The organism is Streptomyces sp. NPDC090032 (assembly GCF_044748025.1).
Classification (GTDB): domain Bacteria; phylum Actinomycetota; class Actinomycetes; order Streptomycetales; family Streptomycetaceae; genus Streptomyces.
In genome coordinates this window covers 250,637-270,443 of record NZ_JBIVFF010000012.1, presented here as the reverse complement: position 1 = coordinate 270,443, position 19,807 = coordinate 250,637, and the positions used below count along the sequence as shown (strand labels likewise).

The window sequence follows — 19,807 nt, the reverse complement described above, 5'->3', positions numbered from 1 at the left end:
CAGTGGGCCAAGTGGCTACACTGACCCTTTGCGCTGCCTGTTAGCTGCTCCCTGCCCGTCACCAGGGGCATGCCCTCGCTCCAGCACCGTGGACTGAAACCGTCCTGACCTGGCCCTCACCGGCCGATTCAGGAAGCTTCTGCCTTCGTGCCAGCTTGGGACCGGTACGCGCGTAGTGAGTCCGAGCCCTCGGAAGGACCCCCTCTTGGCCGCCTCGCGCACTGCCTCGACCGCGAATACGAACAACGGCGCCAGCACCGCCCCGCTGCGCATCTCCTTTGCAAAGATCAAGGAGCCCCTCGAGGTTCCGAACCTTCTTGCGCTGCAGACCGAGAGCTTCGACTGGCTGCTCGGCAATGCCGCGTGGAAGGCTCGTGTCGAGGCGGCTCTGGACAGCGGACAGGACGTCCCCACCAAGTCAGGTCTGGAGGAGATCTTCGAGGAGATCTCCCCGATCGAGGACTTCTCCGGGTCGATGTCCCTGACGTTCCGCGACCACCGTTTCGAGCCTCCGAAGAACTCGATCGACGAGTGCAAGGAGCGCGACTTCACGTACTCCGCGCCGCTCTTCGTCACGGCCGAGTTCACCAACAACGAGACCGGTGAGATCAAGTCTCAGACGGTCTTCATGGGCGACTTCCCGCTCATGACCAACAAGGGCACCTTCGTCATCAACGGCACCGAGCGTGTCGTCGTGTCGCAGCTCGTCCGTTCGCCCGGCGTCTACTTCGACTCCTCGATCGACAAGACGTCCGACAAGGACATCTTCTCGGCCAAGGTCATCCCGTCCCGGGGTGCCTGGCTGGAGATGGAGATCGACAAGCGCGACATGGTCGGTGTCCGCATCGACCGCAAGCGCAAGCAGTCCGTCACCGTTCTTCTCAAGGCTCTCGGTTGGACCACCGAGCAGATCCTCGAGGAGTTCGGCGAGTACGAATCCATGCGCGCCACCCTGGAGAAGGACCACACCCAGGGCCAGGACGACGCGCTGCTCGACATCTACCGCAAGCTGCGTCCGGGCGAGCCGCCGACCCGTGAGGCCGCGCAGACGCTGCTCGAGAACCTCTACTTCAACCCCAAGCGTTACGACCTCGCGAAGGTCGGCCGCTACAAGGTCAACAAGAAGCTGGGCGGCGAAGCCCCGCTGGACGCCGGGATCCTGACCGTCGAGGACATCATCTCGTCGATCAAGTACCTGGTGAAGCTGCACGCCGGTGAGACCGAGACCGTGGGTGACAGCGGTGTCTCGATCGTCGTCGAGACCGACGACATCGACCACTTCGGCAACCGTCGTCTGCGTAACGTCGGCGAGCTCATCCAGAACCAGGTCCGCACGGGTCTGGCTCGTATGGAGCGCGTCGTCCGCGAGCGCATGACGACTCAGGACGTCGAGGCGATCACGCCGCAGACCCTGATCAACATCCGGCCGGTCGTCGCCTCCATCAAGGAGTTCTTCGGCACCAGCCAGCTGTCGCAGTTCATGGACCAGAACAACCCGCTGTCGGGTCTCACCCACAAGCGCCGTCTGTCGGCGCTCGGCCCGGGTGGTCTCTCCCGTGAGCGGGCCGGCTTCGAGGTCCGTGACGTGCACCCGTCTCACTACGGCCGCATGTGCCCGATCGAGACGCCTGAAGGCCCGAACATCGGTCTGATCGGTTCGCTGGCTTCCTACGGTCGCGTCAACGCGTTCGGCTTCGTCGAGACGCCGTACCGCAAGGTCGTCGAGGGCGTCGTCACCGACGACGTCGACTACCTGACCGCGGACGAGGAAGACCGCTTCGTGATCGCCCAGGCCAACGCCGGCCTCGGCGAGGACATGCGGTTCACCGAGAACCGCGTCCTGGTCCGCCGTCGTGGCGGCGAGATCGACTACATCCCGGGCGACGACGTCGACTACATGGACGTCTCGCCGCGCCAGATGGTGTCGGTCGCGACCGCGATGATCCCGTTCCTCGAGCACGACGACGCCAACCGTGCCCTCATGGGCGCGAACATGATGCGTCAGGCCGTGCCGCTGATCAAGTCCGAGGCGCCGCTCGTCGGCACGGGCATGGAGTACCGCTGCGCCACCGACGCGGGCGACGTGCTCAAGGCGGAGAAGGACGGTGTGGTCCAGGAGGTCTCCGCGGACTACATCACCACCGCCAACGACGACGGCACGTACACCACGTACCGCCTCGCGAAGTTCTCGCGCTCCAACCAGGGCACCTCCGTCAACCAGAAGGTTGTCGTGGACGAGGGCGCCCGCGTGATCGAGGGCCAGGTCCTGGCCGACGGTCCCGCGACCGAGAACGGCGAGATGGCGCTCGGCAAGAACCTGCTCGTGGCGTTCATGCCGTGGGAGGGTCACAACTACGAGGACGCGATCATCCTGTCGCAGCGCCTCGTGCAGGACGACGTCCTCTCCTCGATCCACATCGAGGAGCACGAGGTCGACGCCCGTGACACCAAGCTCGGTCCGGAGGAGATCACCCGGGACATCCCGAACGTCTCCGAAGAGGTCCTCGCCGACCTCGACGAGCGCGGCATCATCCGTATCGGTGCCGAGGTCGTCGCCGGTGACATCCTCGTCGGCAAGGTCACGCCCAAGGGTGAGACCGAGCTGACGCCGGAGGAGCGTCTGCTCCGCGCGATCTTCGGTGAGAAGGCGCGCGAGGTGCGCGACACCTCGCTGAAGGTGCCGCACGGTGAGATCGGCAAGGTCATCGGCGTCCGCGTCTTCGACCGTGAAGAGGGCGACGAGCTGCCGCCGGGCGTGAACCAGCTGGTTCGTGTCTACGTGGCGCAGAAGCGCAAGATCACGGACGGTGACAAGCTCGCCGGCCGCCACGGCAACAAGGGTGTTATCTCGAAGATCCTTCCGATCGAGGACATGCCGTTCCTCGAGGACGGAACTCCGGTCGACATCATCCTCAACCCGCTGGGTGTGCCGTCCCGAATGAACCCGGGACAGGTCCTGGAGATCCACCTCGGCTGGCTCGCCAGCCGCGGCTGGGACGTCTCCGGCCTCGGTGACGAGTGGGCCCAGCGCCTGCAGGTCATCGGTGCCGACCAGGTCGCCCCCGGCACCAACGTCGCGACCCCGGTCTTCGACGGTGCGCGTGAGGACGAGATCTCCGGTCTCTTCGAGGCCACGATCCCGAACCGAGACGGCGACCGCCTGGTCCAGCCGTCCGGCAAGGCCAACCTGTTCGACGGCCGCTCCGGCGAGCCGTTCCCGGACCCGATCTCGATCGGGTACATGTACATCCTCAAGCTGCACCACCTGGTCGACGACAAGCTCCACGCCCGTTCGACCGGCCCGTACTCCATGATCACCCAGCAGCCGCTGGGTGGTAAGGCTCAGTTCGGTGGTCAGCGATTCGGTGAGATGGAGGTGTGGGCGCTTGAGGCTTACGGTGCCGCTTACGCCCTCCAGGAGCTCCTGACGATCAAGTCCGACGACGTGACCGGCCGCGTGAAGGTCTACGAGGCCATCGTCAAGGGCGAGAACATTCCCGAGCCGGGCATTCCCGAGTCCTTCAAGGTGCTCATCAAGGAAATGCAGTCGCTCTGCCTCAACGTGGAGGTGCTGTCCTCGGACGGCATGTCCATCGAGATGCGCGACACCGACGAGGACGTCTTCCGCGCGGCGGAGGAGCTCGGTATCGACCTGTCCCGGCGCGAGCCGAGCAGCGTCGAAGAGGTCTGACGGGCCTGGCCGGGGGCTCCCACAAGGAGCCCCCGGCCATCCCCGGGACCGTTCAGACCATGATGAAGCGCCTAATTCTCGCTAACGCGAGGGGCACAACCCCGAAAGAGGGATTGACGCACAGTGCTCGACGTCAACTTCTTCGACGAGCTGCGGATCGGCCTTGCCACCGCGGACGACATCCGGACCTGGTCTCACGGCGAGGTCAAGAAGCCTGAGACCATCAACTACCGCACCCTCAAGCCCGAAAAGGACGGACTCTTCTGCGAGAAGATCTTCGGCCCGACCCGGGACTGGGAGTGCTACTGCGGTAAGTACAAGCGTGTCCGCTTCAAGGGCATCATCTGCGAGCGCTGCGGCGTCGAGGTCACTCGCGCCAAGGTGCGTCGTGAACGGATGGGCCACATCGAGCTGGCCGCCCCTGTCACGCACATCTGGTACTTCAAGGGCGTTCCGTCGCGCCTCGGCTACCTGCTTGATCTCGCCCCGAAGGACCTCGAGAAGGTCATCTACTTCGCGGCGTACATGATCACGTTCGTGGACGAGGAGCGCCGCACCCGCGACCTGCCCTCCCTCGAGGCGCACGTCCAGGTGGAGCGTCAGCAGATCGAGAACCGTCGCGACTCCGACCTGGAGGCCCGCGCCAAGAAGCTCGAGACCGACCTGGCCGAGCTCGAGGCCGAGGGTGCCAAGGCCGACGTGCGCCGCAAGGTGCGCGAAGGCGCCGAGCGCGAGATGAAGCAGCTGCGCGACCGTGCGCAGCGCGAGATCGACCGCCTCGACGAGGTGTGGAACCGCTTCAAGAACCTCAAGGTCCAGGACCTCGAAGGTGACGAGCTGCTCTACCGCGAGCTGCGTGACCGCTTCGGCACGTACTTCGACGGCTCCATGGGTGCCGCTGCCCTGCAGAAGCGCCTGGAGTCCTTCGACCTCGAGGAGGAGGCCGAGCGCCTCCGCGAGATCATCCGTACCGGCAAGGGCCAGAAGAAGACCCGTGCGCTCAAGCGCCTCAAGGTCGTCTCCGCGTTCCTGCAGACCAGCAACAGCCCCAAGGGCATGGTGCTCGACTGCGTGCCGGTCATCCCGCCGGACCTGCGTCCGATGGTGCAGCTGGACGGTGGCCGCTTCGCGACCTCCGACCTGAACGACCTGTACCGCCGCGTGATCAACCGCAACAACCGCCTGAAGCGACTCCTTGACCTCGGCGCCCCCGAGATCATCGTGAACAACGAGAAGCGCATGCTTCAGGAGGCCGTCGACGCGCTCTTCGACAACGGCCGTCGTGGTCGCCCGGTCACGGGCCCCGGCAACCGTCCGCTGAAGTCGCTGTCCGACATGCTCAAGGGCAAGCAGGGTCGTTTCCGTCAGAACCTGCTCGGTAAGCGAGTCGACTACTCGGCGCGTTCCGTCATCGTCGTCGGCCCGCAGCTGAAGCTGCACCAGTGTGGTCTGCCGAAGGCCATGGCGCTGGAGCTCTTCAAGCCGTTCGTGATGAAGCGCCTGGTCGACCTGAACCACGCGCAGAACATCAAGAGCGCCAAGCGCATGGTCGAGCGCGGCCGCACGGTCGTGTACGACGTCCTGGAAGAGGTCATCGCCGAGCACCCGGTTCTGCTGAACCGTGCGCCGACGCTGCACCGCCTCGGCATCCAGGCCTTCGAGCCGCAGCTGGTCGAGGGCAAGGCCATCCAGATCCACCCGCTCGTCTGCACCGCGTTCAACGCGGACTTCGACGGTGACCAGATGGCCGTGCACCTGCCGCTCTCCGCGGAGGCGCAGGCCGAGGCCCGCATCCTGATGCTGTCCTCGAACAACATCCTCAAGCCCGCCGACGGCCGTCCGGTGACGATGCCGACCCAGGACATGGTCCTCGGTCTGTTCTTCCTCACCACCGACGGTGAACTCCGTGACACCAAGGGCGAGGGCCGCGCGTTCGGCTCCGTCGCCGAGGCGATCATGGCGTTCGACGCCGGCGAGCTCGCGCTGCAGTCGCGCGTGGACATCCGCTTCCCGGTGGGCACCATCCCGCCGCGCGGCTGGACCCCGCCGGCCGTCGAAGAGGGCGAGCCGGAGTACCAGCAGGGCGACAGCTTCCGGCTGCGTACGACCCTGGGCCGCGCGCTCTTCAACGAGCTGCTGCCCGAGGACTACCCGTTCGTCGACTACTCGGTGGGCAAGAAGCAGCTCTCCGAGATCGTCAACGACCTCGCCGAGCGCTACCCCAAGGTCATCGTGGCGGCGACGCTCGACAACCTGAAGGCGGCCGGCTTCTTCTGGGCGACCCGTTCCGGTGTCACCGTGGCCATCTCCGACGTCGTCGTGCCCGAGGCCAAGAAGGCCATCGTCAAGGGCTACGAGGAGCAGGACGAGAAGGTCCAGAAGCAGTACGAGCGCGGTCTCATCACGAAGGAAGAGCGCACTCAGGAGCTCATCGCGATCTGGACCAAGGCGACCAACGAGGTTGCCGAGGCGATGAACGCGAACTTCCCGAAGACCAACCCCATCTTCATGATGGTTGACTCGGGTGCCCGAGGAAACATGATGCAGATGCGTCAGATCGCCGGTATGCGTGGTCTGGTGTCGAACGCCAAGAACGAGACGATCCCGCGCCCGATCAAGGCCTCCTTCCGTGAGGGTCTGTCGGTGCTCGAGTACTTCATCTCGACCCACGGTGCTCGTAAGGGTCTGGCTGACACCGCTCTGCGTACCGCCGACTCCGGTTACCTCACCCGTCGTCTGGTCGACGTCTCGCAGGACGTCATCATTCGCGAGGAGGACTGCGGCACCGAGCGCGGTCTCAAGCTCGACATCGCCACGCGCGGCGCCGACGGCGTCCTGCGCAAGGCGGAAGACGTCGAGACCAGCGTGTACGCGCGCTGCCTGGCCGAGGACATCGTCGTCGACGGGAAGGTGCTCGCCCCGGCGGGCGTCGACCTCGGTGACGTGCTCATCGACCAGCTGGTCAACGCGGGCGTCGAGCAGGTCAAGACCCGTTCGGTCCTGACCTGTGAGTCCGCCGTCGGCACCTGCGCCATGTGCTACGGCCGCTCGCTGGCCACCGGCAAGCTGGTCGACATCGGTGAGGCGGTCGGCATCATCGCCGCCCAGTCCATCGGTGAGCCCGGTACCCAGCTGACGATGCGTACCTTCCACACCGGTGGTGTGGCCGGTGACGACATCACCCAGGGTCTGCCCCGTGTCGTCGAGCTCTTCGAGGCTCGTACGCCGAAGGGTGTCGCCCCGATCTCCGAGGCCGCGGGCCGTGTCCGCATCGAGGAGACCGAGAAGACCAAGAAGCTCGTCGTCACCCCGGACGACGGCAGCGACGAGACGCCGTTCCCGATCTCGAAGCGTGCCCGTCTGCTCGTGGGCGAGGGCGACCACGTCGAGGTGGGCCAGAAGCTCACCGTGGGTGCCACCAACCCGCACGACGTGCTGCGCATTCTGGGCCAGCGTGCCGTCCAGGTCCACCTGGTCGGCGAAGTCCAGAAGGTCTACAACTCGCAGGGTGTGTCGATCCACGACAAGCACATCGAGATCATCATCCGGCAGATGCTGCGCCGCGTGACGATCATCAAGTCCGGCGACGCGGAGCTGCTGCCGGGCGAGCTCGTCGAGCGCTCGAAGTTCGAGACCGAGAACCGTCGTGTGGTCACCGAGGGCGGTCACCCCGCCTCCGGCCGTCCGCAGCTGATGGGTATCACCAAGGCCTCGCTGGCGACGGAATCCTGGCTGTCGGCCGCCTCCTTCCAGGAGACGACCCGAGTCCTGACGGATGCGGCGATCAACGCCAAGTCCGACAGCCTCATCGGCCTCAAGGAGAACGTCATCATCGGTAAGCTCATCCCGGCCGGTACGGGTCTGTCCCGCTACCGCAACATCCGGGTCGAGCCGACCGAAGAGGCCAAGGCCGCGATGTACTCGGCCGTCGGTTACGACGACATCGACTACTCGCCGTTCGGCACGGGCTCCGGCCAGGCCGTTCCGCTGGAGGACTACGACTACGGTCCGTACAACCAGTAAGGCGTATGTCTGAGAAAGGGCGCCCACTCCGTTTTTACGGGGTGGGCGCCCTTTCGGTGTTTCCCGGCGTGTTCGGCCGTGCTCAGCGGATGGGCTGGAGGTAGGGCTCCAGAGCGCGCAGCCGGGTGTAGTTGTCGGGGTGGCTGGAGAGCAGCTTGGCCAGCCCTCCGGGCTCGCGGAGCTTCTTGCCCTGCGCGGCGGCGTAGGCCTTCGCCCCGTCCTGTTCGGCCTGGAAGTGATGCAGGACCTGGGCCATTTCGGGGGCGAAGCCGAGGGCCGCGGCGTGCTGGTCGGCCCGCAGCTCACCGCGCCGGCCCGCCGCCGCGAGCAGGTACGGGGCGAGGACGAGCGGGATGGTGATGTACCAGGCGGCGATGAAGCCGATCACCACGAAGGCGCCCATGAAGAGATACATGAGGCCGGCCCCGGCGAACGAGAAGACCCGCGCGACGGCGAGCGCGGCTCTGGCCAGACCCCGGGTCACGGCCCAGGCGATGCGGCCCGGCAGCGAGTACCAGTAGCCGAGCAGCCCGGCCCAGGCGTGGCCGCCGGTGTGGTGGCCGAGTTCATGGGCAAGGACCGCGGCCAGGTTGCTGCTGGGGATCCTGTTGAGCGCGTAGGTGGTGACGCCGACGACATGTCCGGCAGCCGCCATGGCGTTCAGATCGGTGCTGTTCTCGATCATCAGCTCGTACGTGTCCGCTTCCACGCCCGCGCGCGCCGTGACCTCGCGCCAGATCGGCTCCAGGCGGGCGCGTTCCTCGGCCAGGGGCCGGCGGAGCTTCAGCACGTGCCGGGCGAAGGCGAGCTCGGTGGGCCGGTGGAAGATGAGCGCCCCGGAGGCGAGCCAGGCCAGGATCATGATCCAGCCGGCGGTGGAGCCGAACATCGCCACGGAGATCGCTGCGACCACGGCGAGGCTCACGAGAAACCCCGGAACCTGGGTGGCCAGCTGCCCGATCGCGGTGGCATCGGCCCCACGCTGATGGGCCGCCACGTGAACGCGCGAGCCGAGGTGGCGGTAGTGGAGGTCGTCGGGGGCGGGGGGCTGGCTGCCGAAGGCGTGCTGCGGAGGGTGGCCGGGCCAGGGGTGGGCGGGGTTTTGGTGTTGCGGGGTGAGGGTGCCGGGGTACTGAGGGTGGGTGCCGGGGTGGCCGTAACCGGGCTGCGGGGCGGCCGGGTTGGCGTAGGCGCCGGGGTGGCCGGGCTGCGGGGTGGTCGGGTAACCGGGCTGCTGGGCGGTGGGGTAACCGGGCTGCTGGGCGGTGGGGTTCGGGTACTGGGGCGGCAGGTACGGGGTCTGGGGGGTGGTGGCGCCGGGGTACTGGGGTGGGGGAGCGGTGGCGCCGGGGTACGTGGTTGGAGGGCCGGCCATGTCGGGGTATGTGGGTGGTGGTGCGGTCGTGCTGGGGTACTGCGGTGGCGGTGGTGCGGTCGTGCTGGGGTACTGCGGTGGCGGTGGTGCGGCCGTGCCGGGGTACGTGGGTGGGGGCGTCGCCGGGCCGGGGTACTGCGGTGATGTTGCGGTCGGGCCCGGGTATTGGGGCGGGGGAGTGGCGGTGACGGGTTGTTGCGGGTCCGGGGACGTCGGGCCTGGGGGGTGTGACATGAGGGCTCCTTCGGGTGCGGGGTCAGCCGATGAGCAGAGCGGTGGGGAGCAGGGCAGTGCCGGTGCAGAAGGCGATCAGGCCGGTGCGGATCCACTGGTGCTTGCGGGCGGCGATGCGGCTGGTTTCGGTGAGGGCGGCCGTGAGCGCGGCGGCGGGGTCGCGGTCGGTGTCGGCGAGCGCGGACGCCAACAGGCCGTTGTGCAGGGCCTGTTGGATGTCGCCGAAGTAGCACAGCGGTTGGCCGGGGGTCCATGAATCGGTGCGGTACCGGGGGAGTACGGCGAGGAGCAGCGCGAACAGAGAGAGCGCCAGGGCCGCGGCTCCGGCCCACCACAGGGCGATTCCGGCCGGGGACAGCGCCGTTGGCGTCCAGTCCCGTCCCGCCAGCAGCCCGCTGAACACTCCGGCCGTCATTCCGAGTGCCGCCACCAGCACGGACGCCTTGCTGTCCGCGCGGGCGATCTCGCCCCGTAACTCGCCGAGCAACCGCTCGCCGGCACGGGAGCCGAGGGTGACGGCAGGCTCGGGTGGGGCGTCGGGGGTACTCATGCGTGGCCCGCCTCAGGTCCTGCCTCGCCCGAGCCGGGTGCCGGGAGTACCGGGGGTGCCGGGGGTACCGGGGGCACCGCGGGCGTCGGCCCGGCGGCCACGTAGGGCGGCCCGTAAGGGGTGCCGGGGGCCTGCTGGGGGGTGTACGGCGTGCCGGACGTGGACGGCCCGTAAGGGGTCCCGGACGCCTGCTGAGGGACGTACGGCGTACCGGGCACGGGCGGCCCGTACGAATCCCCCGGCGTCGCTCCCCCGGGCAGCGCCCCCTGGCCTGCCGGTGCCGGAGGGTTCTGCTGGTGGATCAGGTCGTTGACCGCCGGCAGCAGCGAGCGGGCGGACTCCGCCTTCTGGAAGTCCTCCAGCGAGTCCCCGGCGATCAGCTCCAACTCGCTCTTGATGAGGGAGAGCTGGTCCTTCTGGATGCTGCCCACGACCAGCTGTGTGTCTTCGGGGTGCTGGGCGAGGTGCAGGGCCCATGCGCCGACGCCGCCGTGCTGGAGCCAGTGCCGGTAGAAGTTGATTTTCGCGGAGACCAGCTCCTGGTCCTGCTGCTGGCGCAGGACTTCCAGCTCGTGTTGCTGGCGGGCCTGGCGGAGCCGGAACTCGTGCGCGGGGCCGAGCAGATCGTTCTCGTAGCGCAGGCTCCGCTGCATGCGCCGCTGGGCGATCGCCTCGTCGTCGAGGCGTAGCCGTAGAACACAGGTGACGGCGAGGCCGATGCCCGCCGCGAATCCGCCCGCCTCCACCGCCTCCTGGACCGTGCGCTCGGCGCGTGGGCTGTCCTCGATCGAGAAGCCGCGGCTGACCGGCCGGGCGAGCTGATGGAGTTCACGGGTCAGCCGCGTCGGGACGTCGCGCTCTCCGCTCGCCACGTAGCCGATCGGATCGGCGACCCGCCAGGTCAGATCGGCCGTGACGCCGAACGAGAACGCGTCGTCGTCGCTGGGCAGCGACAGTTCGAGCTGTACGGGATGGCTGCCCATGTCGACCTCGTACACCGAGGTGTACCGGCGGCTCGCGGCGTCCGACCGGCTCGGCCGGTGCGGCGGTACGTAGACGTCGTACGCGCCCTTCGCCGTGACGAAGACCAGCGCGTGGTCGATCGCGGTGACCGCGCGCCGGGCCGTGTAGTCGAAACGGGCGATGGGGCGGACGGTGAGCACCGGGTCGATCAGTGTGCTGTGCCGGTGGGCTCCTTGCTGCCACTCCGGCTGACGGCGGAAGTCCGCCATGGTTCAACTCCTAGTGGGTCAGGGGGTGTTGGCCTTCGGATGCAGCGCGGCGAGCAGCCGGTCGGCGGCGGGTGGGCGCAGGCCGTCGTCCGGGGAGCGCAGGCCGCGCAGCTCGTGGCTGAGCCGCTTGTGGTCGTCCGCCGTCACGACGAGCGCGGGCAGCAGCAGCTCCAGGGCCGTGGCCACGTCGGCGCTGCGCTCGGCCGCGTACACCCAGGTGTGCAGCGCGTTCAGGGCCGCCCGGGTGTGGGTGCGGTCGCCGAGCGCGGTGCGCCAGAGCGTGGCGAGGTCGCCGGCCGAGTCGGCCTCGTACATGCCGGTGTCGGCGTACCACTCGACGAGCGCGCCGTCCTCGGGGTTGTCGCAGGCGCGTACGAAGGCGTTGAGTGCGAGCGCCCGGACGGCAGGGGTGTCGTGACGGAGCAGGCCGGCGAGTTGGGAGAGCATCTCGCCGCGGTGGCGTCCCACGGAGAGGAGCAGGGCCGTCGACTCGATGAGGTTGGCGCTCTCGGCCTTGCTGCTGCTGTCGGCGCGGGCGCGCGCGGCGAGTGCGCTCAGTGCGGGGCCGACCAGGTCCGGGCGGAGCGGCGTGAGCAGTCCGAACGCACGGATCGCGGTCCAGCGGCGGGCCCAGTGAGGGTCGGTGCACCACTGGGTGAGCAGGCGCACGACGACGGGGGCGTCCAGGATCTGGGCGAGCGTCAGCGCGTTCGCGGCGGTGACGCGGGCGCCGAAGAACTTCGAGACGGCCCAGCCGTCGATCAGCAGCGCGACCGCCGAGGGCAGGTCGGCGCGGGCGAGCAGCGCGGTGGCCGCGGCCGCCCGGGTCCGTACGACAGGGCGGCCGTCCCCGGCCAGCCCCTTCAGCCAGGCGACCAGTGCGGGCCGGGCCGACGGATGGCCGTTCCACACCTCGGTGAGCAGGACGCGCGGGGTGTCCTCCTTGCGGAAGTGCGCGGTGAACTGCGGCACCGGACCCCACTCGGTCTCCTCGTTCCGCACCTTCCCCTCGGCCCGTGCCCGTTCGAGCCGGGTCTCGGCGGAGAGCCCGAACACCGGGATCTCCGGCGGGCGTTCGGGGTGCTGCAAGCGCTGGAAATGGACGTAGAGCTTGTCGGCGAGTTCGGCCGCGAGGACGTACGGCGCCTGGTCGAAGACGGCGAGCGAGATCAGGAAGGCCTTGTCGCGCAGGGTGGTCTCGGGGTCGCTCAGCCACCCGCGGCACTGCTCTTCGACCGCGGCCTGTCCGAAGTCCGAGAGGTGCGCCAGGGCCTGCTCGCTCCCGTCGTAGCCGGTCAGCTGCCGTGCGAACCGGGTGGCCTCGGCCGGGTGGTGGTGCCCGCGGGAGAGGAAGTCCCGTACGGGAGCAAGGGACAGCAGTTCCTCGGCGTCCGTACCGCGGTGCACGTTCAGGTGCGCGCGCACCACCGCCGTCGCCTCCGGCGGATCCCAGACCGCGGGGGTGGCGCCGATCAGGAACGGCGAGTTCTCGACGGTCACCACCAGATACCCGTCGACCTTCTTGAGCTGGTCGCGGGCCGCGTACAGATGGGTGTTCCGCAGGGGCCGGTTGCGGCTCAGCGGCAGGTCGCGCAGGACGTGACCGCCCGGCGACGAGAGCTGGGTGGTGAGGGACGAGGGGCTCGTCTCCGAGGACAGGGCGTGCACGGCCGGCACGCCGAGGCGGTGCAGCAGCATGCAGGCGGCGGTGTAGCGGCCGCCTGCGTGGGCGCCCGCCAGGACCAGGACACGCTCCTCGCGCAGCCGTGCCAGGGCGGACGCGAAGACCGGGCCCTCGACGAAGACCGCGTCCAGCGCGTCGAGATCCCCGCGGGGAATCTCCCCGGAGGCGTACGCGGCCGTAGCGGCCGGACCGTGGTGGTGGATCTCCGTCTTTCCGCCGAGGAACACGTCACCGGCGACCTCACCGCCGGACACCCCGTGCTGGGAGCCGCCCACCAGGCTGCCCCCGAAGCCGGCGTTGTCGAGGATGAAAGCCGGGGTGTGCGAGAAGAGTTCACGTTGCGCGGCGCGCGCCTCCTGCGTCCGCTCCTCGGTCCCGTCGGCGGCCTCGGGGTCCGTCAGGGGCTCTGCGGGCTGTACGTCTTCGGGGGCGGGCGCCGAAGGCGGGGGCACGCTCACGCCGGCTCACCCCCGGACCGGGATCCCGGCCCCGACCCGGACCCGGACCCGGGCCCCGACCCGCCCAGGTGCACGTCTCCCGTGACCTGGCCACCGGATACACCGTGCTGGTCCCCGCCGACGAAGCTGCCGCCGAAGCTGGGGGAGCCGCCGTTGAAGGAGATCACCACGCCTGCCTGAGGCGCCGTGGCCTGTGAAGGGCCGGCGTTCCTCAGGGACCCGCCCGGCGCCGGACGCTCCCCCGAGCCGCCGTCCGGCGCCGGGCTCCCCCCGGGCCCCCGCTCACCGTGGTTCTGGGCATCCGCGTGGTGACCGGCGCCGCCGGTCGCGGCCCCGTGCAGCCAGGCCCGCAGGGGCCCGTTCTTGCTGTCCACGGTCACCGCGTGGAAGTCGGCCGCCGGTACGCCGGTCCGGTCGTGCCGCACGATCCCCGCGTGCACGCTCTCCGACACGCACAGCACGAAGTCGGCCCCGCGTTCCCGCAGGGCCGCGCGCAGCACCTCGCCGTCCAGGAGCCGGCAGGCGTGGTTGAGGTCGGAGCCGACCCAGCCGTCGAGCTCGTCGACCGCGACGTAGCCGGTGGCGAGCACGGCTCGCAGGCGGATCTGAGCCGAGCGCGAGGCCATCCGGTTCACCGCCCGGAGCTGGGCCGGCACCTCGGTGAGCAGCGCCCGCAGGAGAGCGGTCACCGAGGCGTTCGCGTCGATCAGTTCCATGACGGAGTCGCCCCGGTCGGCGCGCAGACGCAGCGTCTCGTCGACGCCGGCGCTCTCAAGGGCCCGGTCGGTGATGTCGTAGAGCATCCGGCGCAGATACGCCTGCTCGACGTCGTCCCGGTCGCTGTACTTCTCGATGTCGAGCAGCAGGATGGTGCGGCTCACGGGGTCGCTCATGTTCGCCCTTCGGTGGGGAGCTGTGCTGCCCAAGACAGTGGCGGCGACCGCGTGCGAGTGGTGAGGGAGGATGACGCACTCGGAGTGTGACCGTGTGCACAGAGTCGCTCTCGGGGGTTCTGTGATCGCTGTCCGTGACGGGGGTCAGGGGTGCTCGGCCCGCGCTATTCGGCGCAGGATGTCGGGGCGCATGATCAGCAGGGCGCGCCGCCCGGTGGCCACCGCGCCGCGCTCCCGCAGCTCCTTGAGCAGCCGCTGCACCATCTCCCGGGAAGCGCCCACGGACCCGGCGAGTTCCTGCTTGCTCAGCGGTACGTCGAGCTCGATGCCTTCGTCCGTACGCCGTCCATGGGTGCGGGCCAGATCGAGCAGCAGGACGGCGAAGCGCTCGCGCACGCTCATGGAGGCGAACTCCAGGCGGCGCCGGTCGGCGGCCCGGGTGCGGTCGGCGGTGAGCCCGAGCAGGGCGAACGAGACGGCGGGGGAGCGGCCGAGGAGGTCGGTGAACCGCTCGTGCTCCACGGCGACCGCCCGCACGGGTTCGAGCGCGGTCACGGTCGCCGAGCGGGGCCGGCCCGTGAGCGCGGCGGACTCCCCGATGATGTCGCCGGGACCGCGCAGGGCGAGCAGGGCCTCGTAGCCGTTGGCGGCCGACGCGGTCACCTTGGTCCAGCCGTGCACGATGAACAGCACGTGCGACGACGGCTCGTGCTGGTGCAGGAGCTCGATGCGGGGCGCGAAGCTCAGCTCGCGGCCGAGCGCCAGCAGGACCGACCGGTCCGCGCTCTCCAGCCGGGCCAGGAAGGGGACGCGGTCGTCGAGACCTCCGTCACCCGTTAAATGCGCCCCTGTCATGTGCCCCCCGATCGTCACAGCGGGCGATCAAGCTACTGAAACCCAGTGGTGCATGAACATGGAATGGCCAGGATCGGGCCACGAACGGATGGTTCGGGGGTGCGACAAGTCCGGCGTGTCGCGGTGGACTGCATTTGTTTTGACCGAACCCGATGAGGTAGGTACGCTCAGACCTTGTGCCTGGGGTGTGCCTGGGCTCTCGTGCGTGTCGTCAGCCGCTACGGGAGTCCGCGATGGGCCGCCGTAATCTGCGCCCTTCCCGCTTGGCGGCGGGAGTCCACAGTATTCGACACACCCGACCGCGTGGGTCGGGAAATGTTCCAGGTTAGCTTTACTATTCGGCACACAGAAACCGGAGAAGTAGTGCCTACGATCCAGCAGCTGGTCCGGAAGGGCCGGCAGGACAAGGTCGAGAAGAACAAGACGCCCGCACTCGAGGGTTCGCCCCAGCGTCGCGGCGTCTGCACGCGTGTGTTCACGACCACCCCGAAGAAGCCGAACTCGGCCCTCCGTAAGGTCGCGCGTGTGCGTCTGACCAGCGGCATCGAGGTCACGGCCTACATCCCGGGTGAGGGACACAACCTGCAGGAGCACTCCATCGTGCTCGTGCGTGGCGGCCGTGTGAAGGACCTGCCTGGTGTTCGTTACAAGATCATCCGCGGTTCGCTCGACACCCAGGGTGTCAAGAACCGCAAGCAGGCCCGCAGCCGCTACGGCGCCAAGAAGGAGAAGTAAGAATGCCTCGTAAGGGCCCCGCCCCGAAGCGCCCGGTCATCATCGACCCGGTCTACGGTTCTCCTCTGGTGACCTCCCTCATCAACAAGGTGCTGCTGAACGGCAAGCGCTCCACCGCCGAGCGCATCGTGTACGGCGCCATGGAGGGCCTGCGTGAGAAGTCGGGCAGCGACCCGGTCATCACGCTGAAGCGCGCGCTTGAGAACATCAAGCCGACCCTCGAGGTCAAGTCCCGCCGTGTCGGTGGCGCCACCTACCAGGTGCCGATCGAGGTCAAGCCTGGTCGTGCCAACACGCTCGCGCTGCGCTGGCTCGTGGGTTACTCCCGCGCCCGCCGTGAGAAGACCATGACCGAGCGCCTCATGAACGAGCTGCTCGACGCCTCGAACGGTCTTGGCGCTGCCGTCAAGAAGCGTGAGGACACCCACAAGATGGCCGAGTCCAACAAGGCCTTCGCGCACTACCGCTGGTAGTCGCTACCCACATCGAGACCGAGAGAAGACTGAGCCGATATGGCTACCACTTCACTTGACCTGGCCAAGGTGCGCAACATCGGCATCATGGCTCACATCGACGCGGGCAAGACGACGACCACCGAGCGGATCCTGTTCTACACCGGTGTTTCGTACAAGATCGGTGAGGTCCACGACGGCGCCGCGACCATGGACTGGATGGAGCAGGAGCAGGAGCGTGGCATCACGATCACCTCTGCTGCCACCACCTGTCACTGGCCGCTGAACGATGTCGACCACACCATCAACATCATCGACACCCCGGGCCACGTGGACTTCACCGTCGAGGTGGAGCGTTCGCTCCGCGTCCTCGACGGTGCCGTGACGGTGTTCGACGGCGTTGCCGGCGTTGAGCCCCAGTCCGAGACTGTCTGGCGTCAGGCGGACCGCTACGGCGTGCCGCGTATCTGCTTCGTCAACAAGCTCGACCGTACGGGTGCCGAGTTCCACCGCTGCGTTGACATGATCGTCAACCGCCTCGGTGCGACCCCGCTCGTCATGCAGCTGCCGATCGGTGCAGAGGCCGACTTCCAGGGTGTCGTCGACCTCGTCACGATGAAGGCGTTCGTCTGGTCCGCCGAGGCGGCCAAGGGCGAGGCGTACGACATCGTCGACATCCCGGCCACGCACACCGAGGCTGCCGAGGAGTACCGCGGCAAGCTGCTCGAGGCCGTCGCGGAGAACGACGAAGAGATGATGGAGCTGTTCCTCGAGGGCGAAGAGCCTTCGGTCGAGCAGCTGTACGCGGCCGTGCGTCGCATCACCATCGCCTCCGGCAAGGGCGGCGACACCACCGTCACCCCCGTGTTCTGCGGCACCGCGTTCAAGAACAAGGGCGTTCAGCCCCTGCTCGACGCCGTCGTGCGCTACCTGCCGTCGCCCCTGGATGTCGAGGCCATCGAGGGCCACGACGTCAAGGACCCGGAGATGGTCGTCAAGCGCAAGCCGTCCGACGAGGAGCCCCTCTCGGCGCTGGCGTTCAAGATCATGAGCGACCCGCACCTCGGCAAGCTCACCTTCGTCCGGGTTTACTCGGGCCGCCTGGAGTCCGGCACCGCCGTGCTGAACTCCGTCAAGGGCAAGAAGGAGCGCATCGGCAAGATCTACCGCATGCACGCGAACAAGCGTGAGGAGATCGAGTCGGTGGGCGCCGGTGACATCGTCGCCGTCATGGGTCTGAAGCAGACCACCACGGGTGAGACGCTCTGTGACGACAAGAGCCCGGTGATCCTGGAGTCCATGGACTTCCCGGCGCCGGTCATCCAGGTCGCCATCGAGCCGAAGTCCAAGGGCGACCAGGAGAAGCTGGGTGTCGCCATCCAGCGCCTCTCGGAGGAGGACCCCTCCTTCCAGGTCCACTCGGACGAGGAGACCGGCCAGACCATCATCGGTGGTATGGGCGAGCTTCACCTCGAGGTGCTCGTCGACCGCATGAAGCGCGAGTTCCGCGTCGAGGCGAACGTCGGCAAGCCGCAGGTCGCTTACCGCGAGACGATCCGTCAGGCCGTCGAGCGTCACGACTACACCCACAAGAAGCAGACCGGTGGTACCGGTCAGTTCGCCAAGGTGCAGATCGCGATCGAGCCGATCGAGAGCGGCGAGACGTCGTACGAGTTCGTGAACAAGGTCACCGGTGGCCGTATCCCGCGGGAGTACATCCCGTCGGTGGACGCCGGTGCGCAGGAGGCCATGCAGTTCGGCATCCTGGCCGGCTACGAGATGACTGGCGTCCGCGTCATCCTTCTCGACGGTGGCTACCACGAGGTCGACTCCTCCGAGCTCGCCTTCAAGATCGCCGGTTCGCAGGCCTTCAAGGAGGCCGCGCGCAAGGCCAAGCCCGTACTGCTCGAGCCGATGATGGCCGTTGAGGTCACCACGCCCGAGGACTACATGGGTGACGTCATCGGTGACATCAACTCCCGCCGTGGCCAGATCCAGGCCATGGAGGAGCGCAGTGGCGCCCGTGTCGTGAAGGGCCTCGTGCCCCTCTCGGAGATGTTCGGCTACGTCGGCGACCTCCGCAGCAAGACGTCGGGTCGCGCAAGCTACTCGATGCAGTTCGACTCCTACGCCGAGGTTCCGCGGAACGTCGCCGAGGAGATCATCGCGAAGGCCAAGGGCGAGTAACTCACCCGAGTTCACGCTTTAGGCTTGACACCGACCGCCGGGGTTCGTAACCCCGGACCCCGGCGGCGGGTTTCCCAGCAAAGATCACCTGGCGCCGATGAAGCAAGGCGTACAGAACCACTCCACAGGAGGACCCAGTGGCGAAGGCGAAGTTCGAGCGGACTAAGCCGCACGTCAACATCGGCACCATCGGTCACATTGACCACGGTAAGACGACCCTCACGGCCGCCATTACCAAGGTGCTGCACGACGCGTACCCGGACCTGAACGAGGCCTCGGCCTTCGACCAGATCGACAAGGCTCCTGAGGAGCGCCAGCGCGGTATCACGATCTCGATCGCGCACGTCGAGTACCAGACGGAGACGCGTCACTACGCGCACGTCGACTGCCCCGGTCACGCGGACTACATCAAGAACATGATCACGGGTGCCGCGCAGATGGACGGCGCCATCCTCGTGGTCGCCGCCACCGACGGCCCGATGCCGCAGACCAAGGAGCACGTGCTCCTGGCCCGCCAGGTCGGCGTTCCCTACATCGTTGTCGCCCTGAACAAGGCCGACATGGTGGACGACGAGGAGATCCTGGAGCTCGTCGAGCTCGAGGTCCGTGAGCTCCTCTCCGAGTACGAGTTCCCGGGCGACGACCTGCCGGTCGTCAAGGTCTCGGCGCTCAAGGCGCTCGAGGGCGACAAGGAGTGGGGTGAGTCGATCCTCAACCTGATGAAGGCTGTCGACGAGTCCATCCCGCAGCCCGAGCGTGACGTCGACAAGCCGTTCCTGATGCCGATCGAGGACGTCTTCACGATCACCGGTCGTGGCACCGTCGTCACCGGCCGCATCGAGCGTGGTGTCCTCAAGGTCAACGAGACCGTCGACATCGTCGGCATCAAGACCGAGAAGACCACCACCACGGTCACCGGCATCGAGATGTTCCGCAAGCTGCTCGACGAGGGCCAGGCCGGTGAGAACGTCGGTCTGCTCCTCCGGGGCATCAAGCGCGAGGACGTCGAGCGCGGCCAGGTCATCATCAAGCCCGGTTCGGTCACGCCGCACACCGAGTTCGAGGCCCAGGCCTACATCCTGTCGAAGGACGAGGGTGGCCGTCACACCCCCTTCTTCAACAACTACCGCCCGCAGTTCTACTTCCGCACCACGGACGTGACCGGCGTCGTGACCCTCCCCGAGGGCACCGAGATGGTCATGCCGGGCGACAACACTGAGATGAACGTTGCGCTCATCCAGCCCGTCGCCATGGAAGAGGGCCTGAAGTTCGCCATCCGTGAGGGTGGCCGGACCGTGGGCGCCGGCCAGGTCACCAAGATCCTCAAGTAATTTCCTTGAGGGTTTGACCTGGTAGCTCCAGCGAGCACCAGAAGGGGCCCGTACGACTTCGGTCGTACGGGCCCTTTCGCATGCGCTCTTCTACGTGATGAGTTCTA

At 68.0% G+C, this 19,807-nt stretch carries 12 protein-coding genes; 6 read left to right on the top strand and 6 right to left on the bottom strand.

Going from position 1 to position 19,807, the window contains the following annotated elements; translation table 11 throughout:
- The first annotated feature begins 205 nt into the window (after window positions 1–205).
- Both rpoB and ACIPWY_RS29100 read left to right on the top strand, forming a co-directional pair.
- On the top strand, window positions 206–3,691 hold the full coding sequence (gene rpoB, locus ACIPWY_RS29105; RefSeq protein WP_362904099.1) for a DNA-directed RNA polymerase subunit beta: 3,486 nt from the start codon (window positions 206–208) through the stop codon (window positions 3,689–3,691).
- A gap of 123 nt (window positions 3,692–3,814) precedes the next feature.
- Window positions 3,815–7,714 carry a DNA-directed RNA polymerase subunit beta' gene (locus tag ACIPWY_RS29100; protein WP_401535658.1) on the top strand — a complete coding sequence of 1,300 codons (3,900 nt, stop codon included), beginning with the start codon at window positions 3,815–3,817 and terminating at the stop codon, window positions 7,712–7,714.
- 82 nt (window positions 7,715–7,796) lie between these two features.
- On the opposite strand, the gene ACIPWY_RS29095 is transcribed toward ACIPWY_RS29100, so the two are convergent.
- From ACIPWY_RS29095 to ACIPWY_RS29070, 6 genes are all read right to left on the bottom strand, one after another.
- Window positions 7,797–9,089, bottom strand: a complete 1,293-nt coding sequence (locus ACIPWY_RS29095; RefSeq protein ID WP_393703350.1) for a M48 family metalloprotease — start codon at window positions 9,087–9,089, stop codon at window positions 7,797–7,799.
- 256 nt (window positions 9,090–9,345) lie between these two features.
- Entirely contained in the window at window positions 9,346–9,873 is a 528-nt protein-coding gene (locus tag ACIPWY_RS29090; RefSeq protein WP_393703352.1) for a Pycsar system effector family protein, read from the bottom strand.
- A complete protein-coding gene (locus ACIPWY_RS29085) occupies window positions 9,870–11,105 on the bottom strand; it encodes a PE-PGRS family protein (RefSeq protein WP_362904107.1) in 1,236 nt (411 codons plus the stop codon). Before ACIPWY_RS29085 ends, ACIPWY_RS29090 begins: the two co-directional genes overlap by 4 nt.
- Before the next feature lie 18 nt (window positions 11,106–11,123).
- The gene (locus ACIPWY_RS29080; protein WP_393703354.1) at window positions 11,124–13,247 is read right to left on the bottom strand and encodes a hypothetical protein; all 2,124 of its coding nucleotides are present in this window, start codon (window positions 13,245–13,247) and stop codon (window positions 11,124–11,126) included.
- Window positions 13,244–14,140 (bottom strand): hypothetical protein, encoded by an 897-nt coding sequence (locus ACIPWY_RS29075; protein WP_393703356.1) that lies wholly within the window; start codon window positions 14,138–14,140, stop codon window positions 13,244–13,246. The genes ACIPWY_RS29080 and ACIPWY_RS29075 overlap by 4 nt, the downstream gene beginning before the upstream one ends.
- A gap of 144 nt (window positions 14,141–14,284) precedes the next feature.
- Window positions 14,285–14,995 (bottom strand): Crp/Fnr family transcriptional regulator, encoded by a 711-nt coding sequence (locus ACIPWY_RS29070; protein ID WP_362904445.1) that lies wholly within the window; start codon window positions 14,993–14,995, stop codon window positions 14,285–14,287.
- Between the two features lie 363 nt (window positions 14,996–15,358).
- Here ACIPWY_RS29070 and rpsL point away from each other — a divergent pair, with 363 nt between their 5' ends.
- The 4 genes from rpsL (at window position 15,359) to tuf (ending at window position 19,700) form a co-directional block, all read left to right on the top strand.
- A complete protein-coding gene (rpsL, locus tag ACIPWY_RS29065) occupies window positions 15,359–15,730 on the top strand; it encodes a 30S ribosomal protein S12 (protein WP_003948652.1) in 372 nt (123 codons plus the stop codon).
- A 2-nt stretch (window positions 15,731–15,732) separates the two neighbouring features.
- A complete protein-coding gene (gene rpsG / locus ACIPWY_RS29060; protein ID WP_362904113.1) occupies window positions 15,733–16,203 on the top strand; it encodes a 30S ribosomal protein S7 in 471 nt (156 codons plus the stop codon).
- Window positions 16,204–16,242: 39 nt separating this feature from the next.
- Window positions 16,243–18,369: an elongation factor G gene (gene fusA, locus ACIPWY_RS29055; protein ID WP_362904115.1), complete on the top strand. Its 2,127-nt coding sequence runs from the start codon at window positions 16,243–16,245 to the stop codon at window positions 18,367–18,369.
- A gap of 137 nt (window positions 18,370–18,506) precedes the next feature.
- On the top strand, window positions 18,507–19,700 hold the full coding sequence (tuf, locus tag ACIPWY_RS29050) for an elongation factor Tu (RefSeq protein WP_362904117.1): 1,194 nt from the start codon (window positions 18,507–18,509) through the stop codon (window positions 19,698–19,700).
- Window positions 19,701–19,807 lie beyond the last annotated feature (107 nt).

What these genes read in the sequence shown, in the direction of transcription:
- ACIPWY_RS29095 (WP_393703350.1), bottom strand. Translation starts at nt 9,089, where the DNA reads ATGGCCGGCCCTCCAACCACGTACCCCGGCGCCACCGCTCCCCCACCC.
- ACIPWY_RS29090 (WP_393703352.1), bottom strand. Translation starts at nt 9,873, where the DNA reads ATGAGTACCCCCGACGCCCCACCCGAGCCTGCCGTCACCCTCGGCTCC.
- ACIPWY_RS29085 (WP_362904107.1), bottom strand. Translation starts at nt 11,105, where the DNA reads ATGGCGGACTTCCGCCGTCAGCCGGAGTGGCAGCAAGGAGCCCACCGG.
- ACIPWY_RS29075 (WP_393703356.1), bottom strand. Translation starts at nt 14,140, where the DNA reads ATGAGCGACCCCGTGAGCCGCACCATCCTGCTGCTCGACATCGAGAAG.
- ACIPWY_RS29070 (WP_362904445.1), bottom strand. Translation starts at nt 14,995, where the DNA reads ATGACAGGGGCGCATTTAACGGGTGACGGAGGTCTCGACGACCGCGTC.
- rpsG (WP_362904113.1), top strand. Translation starts at nt 15,733, where the DNA reads ATGCCTCGTAAGGGCCCCGCCCCGAAGCGCCCGGTCATCATCGACCCG.
- fusA (WP_362904115.1), top strand. Translation starts at nt 16,243, where the DNA reads ATGGCTACCACTTCACTTGACCTGGCCAAGGTGCGCAACATCGGCATC.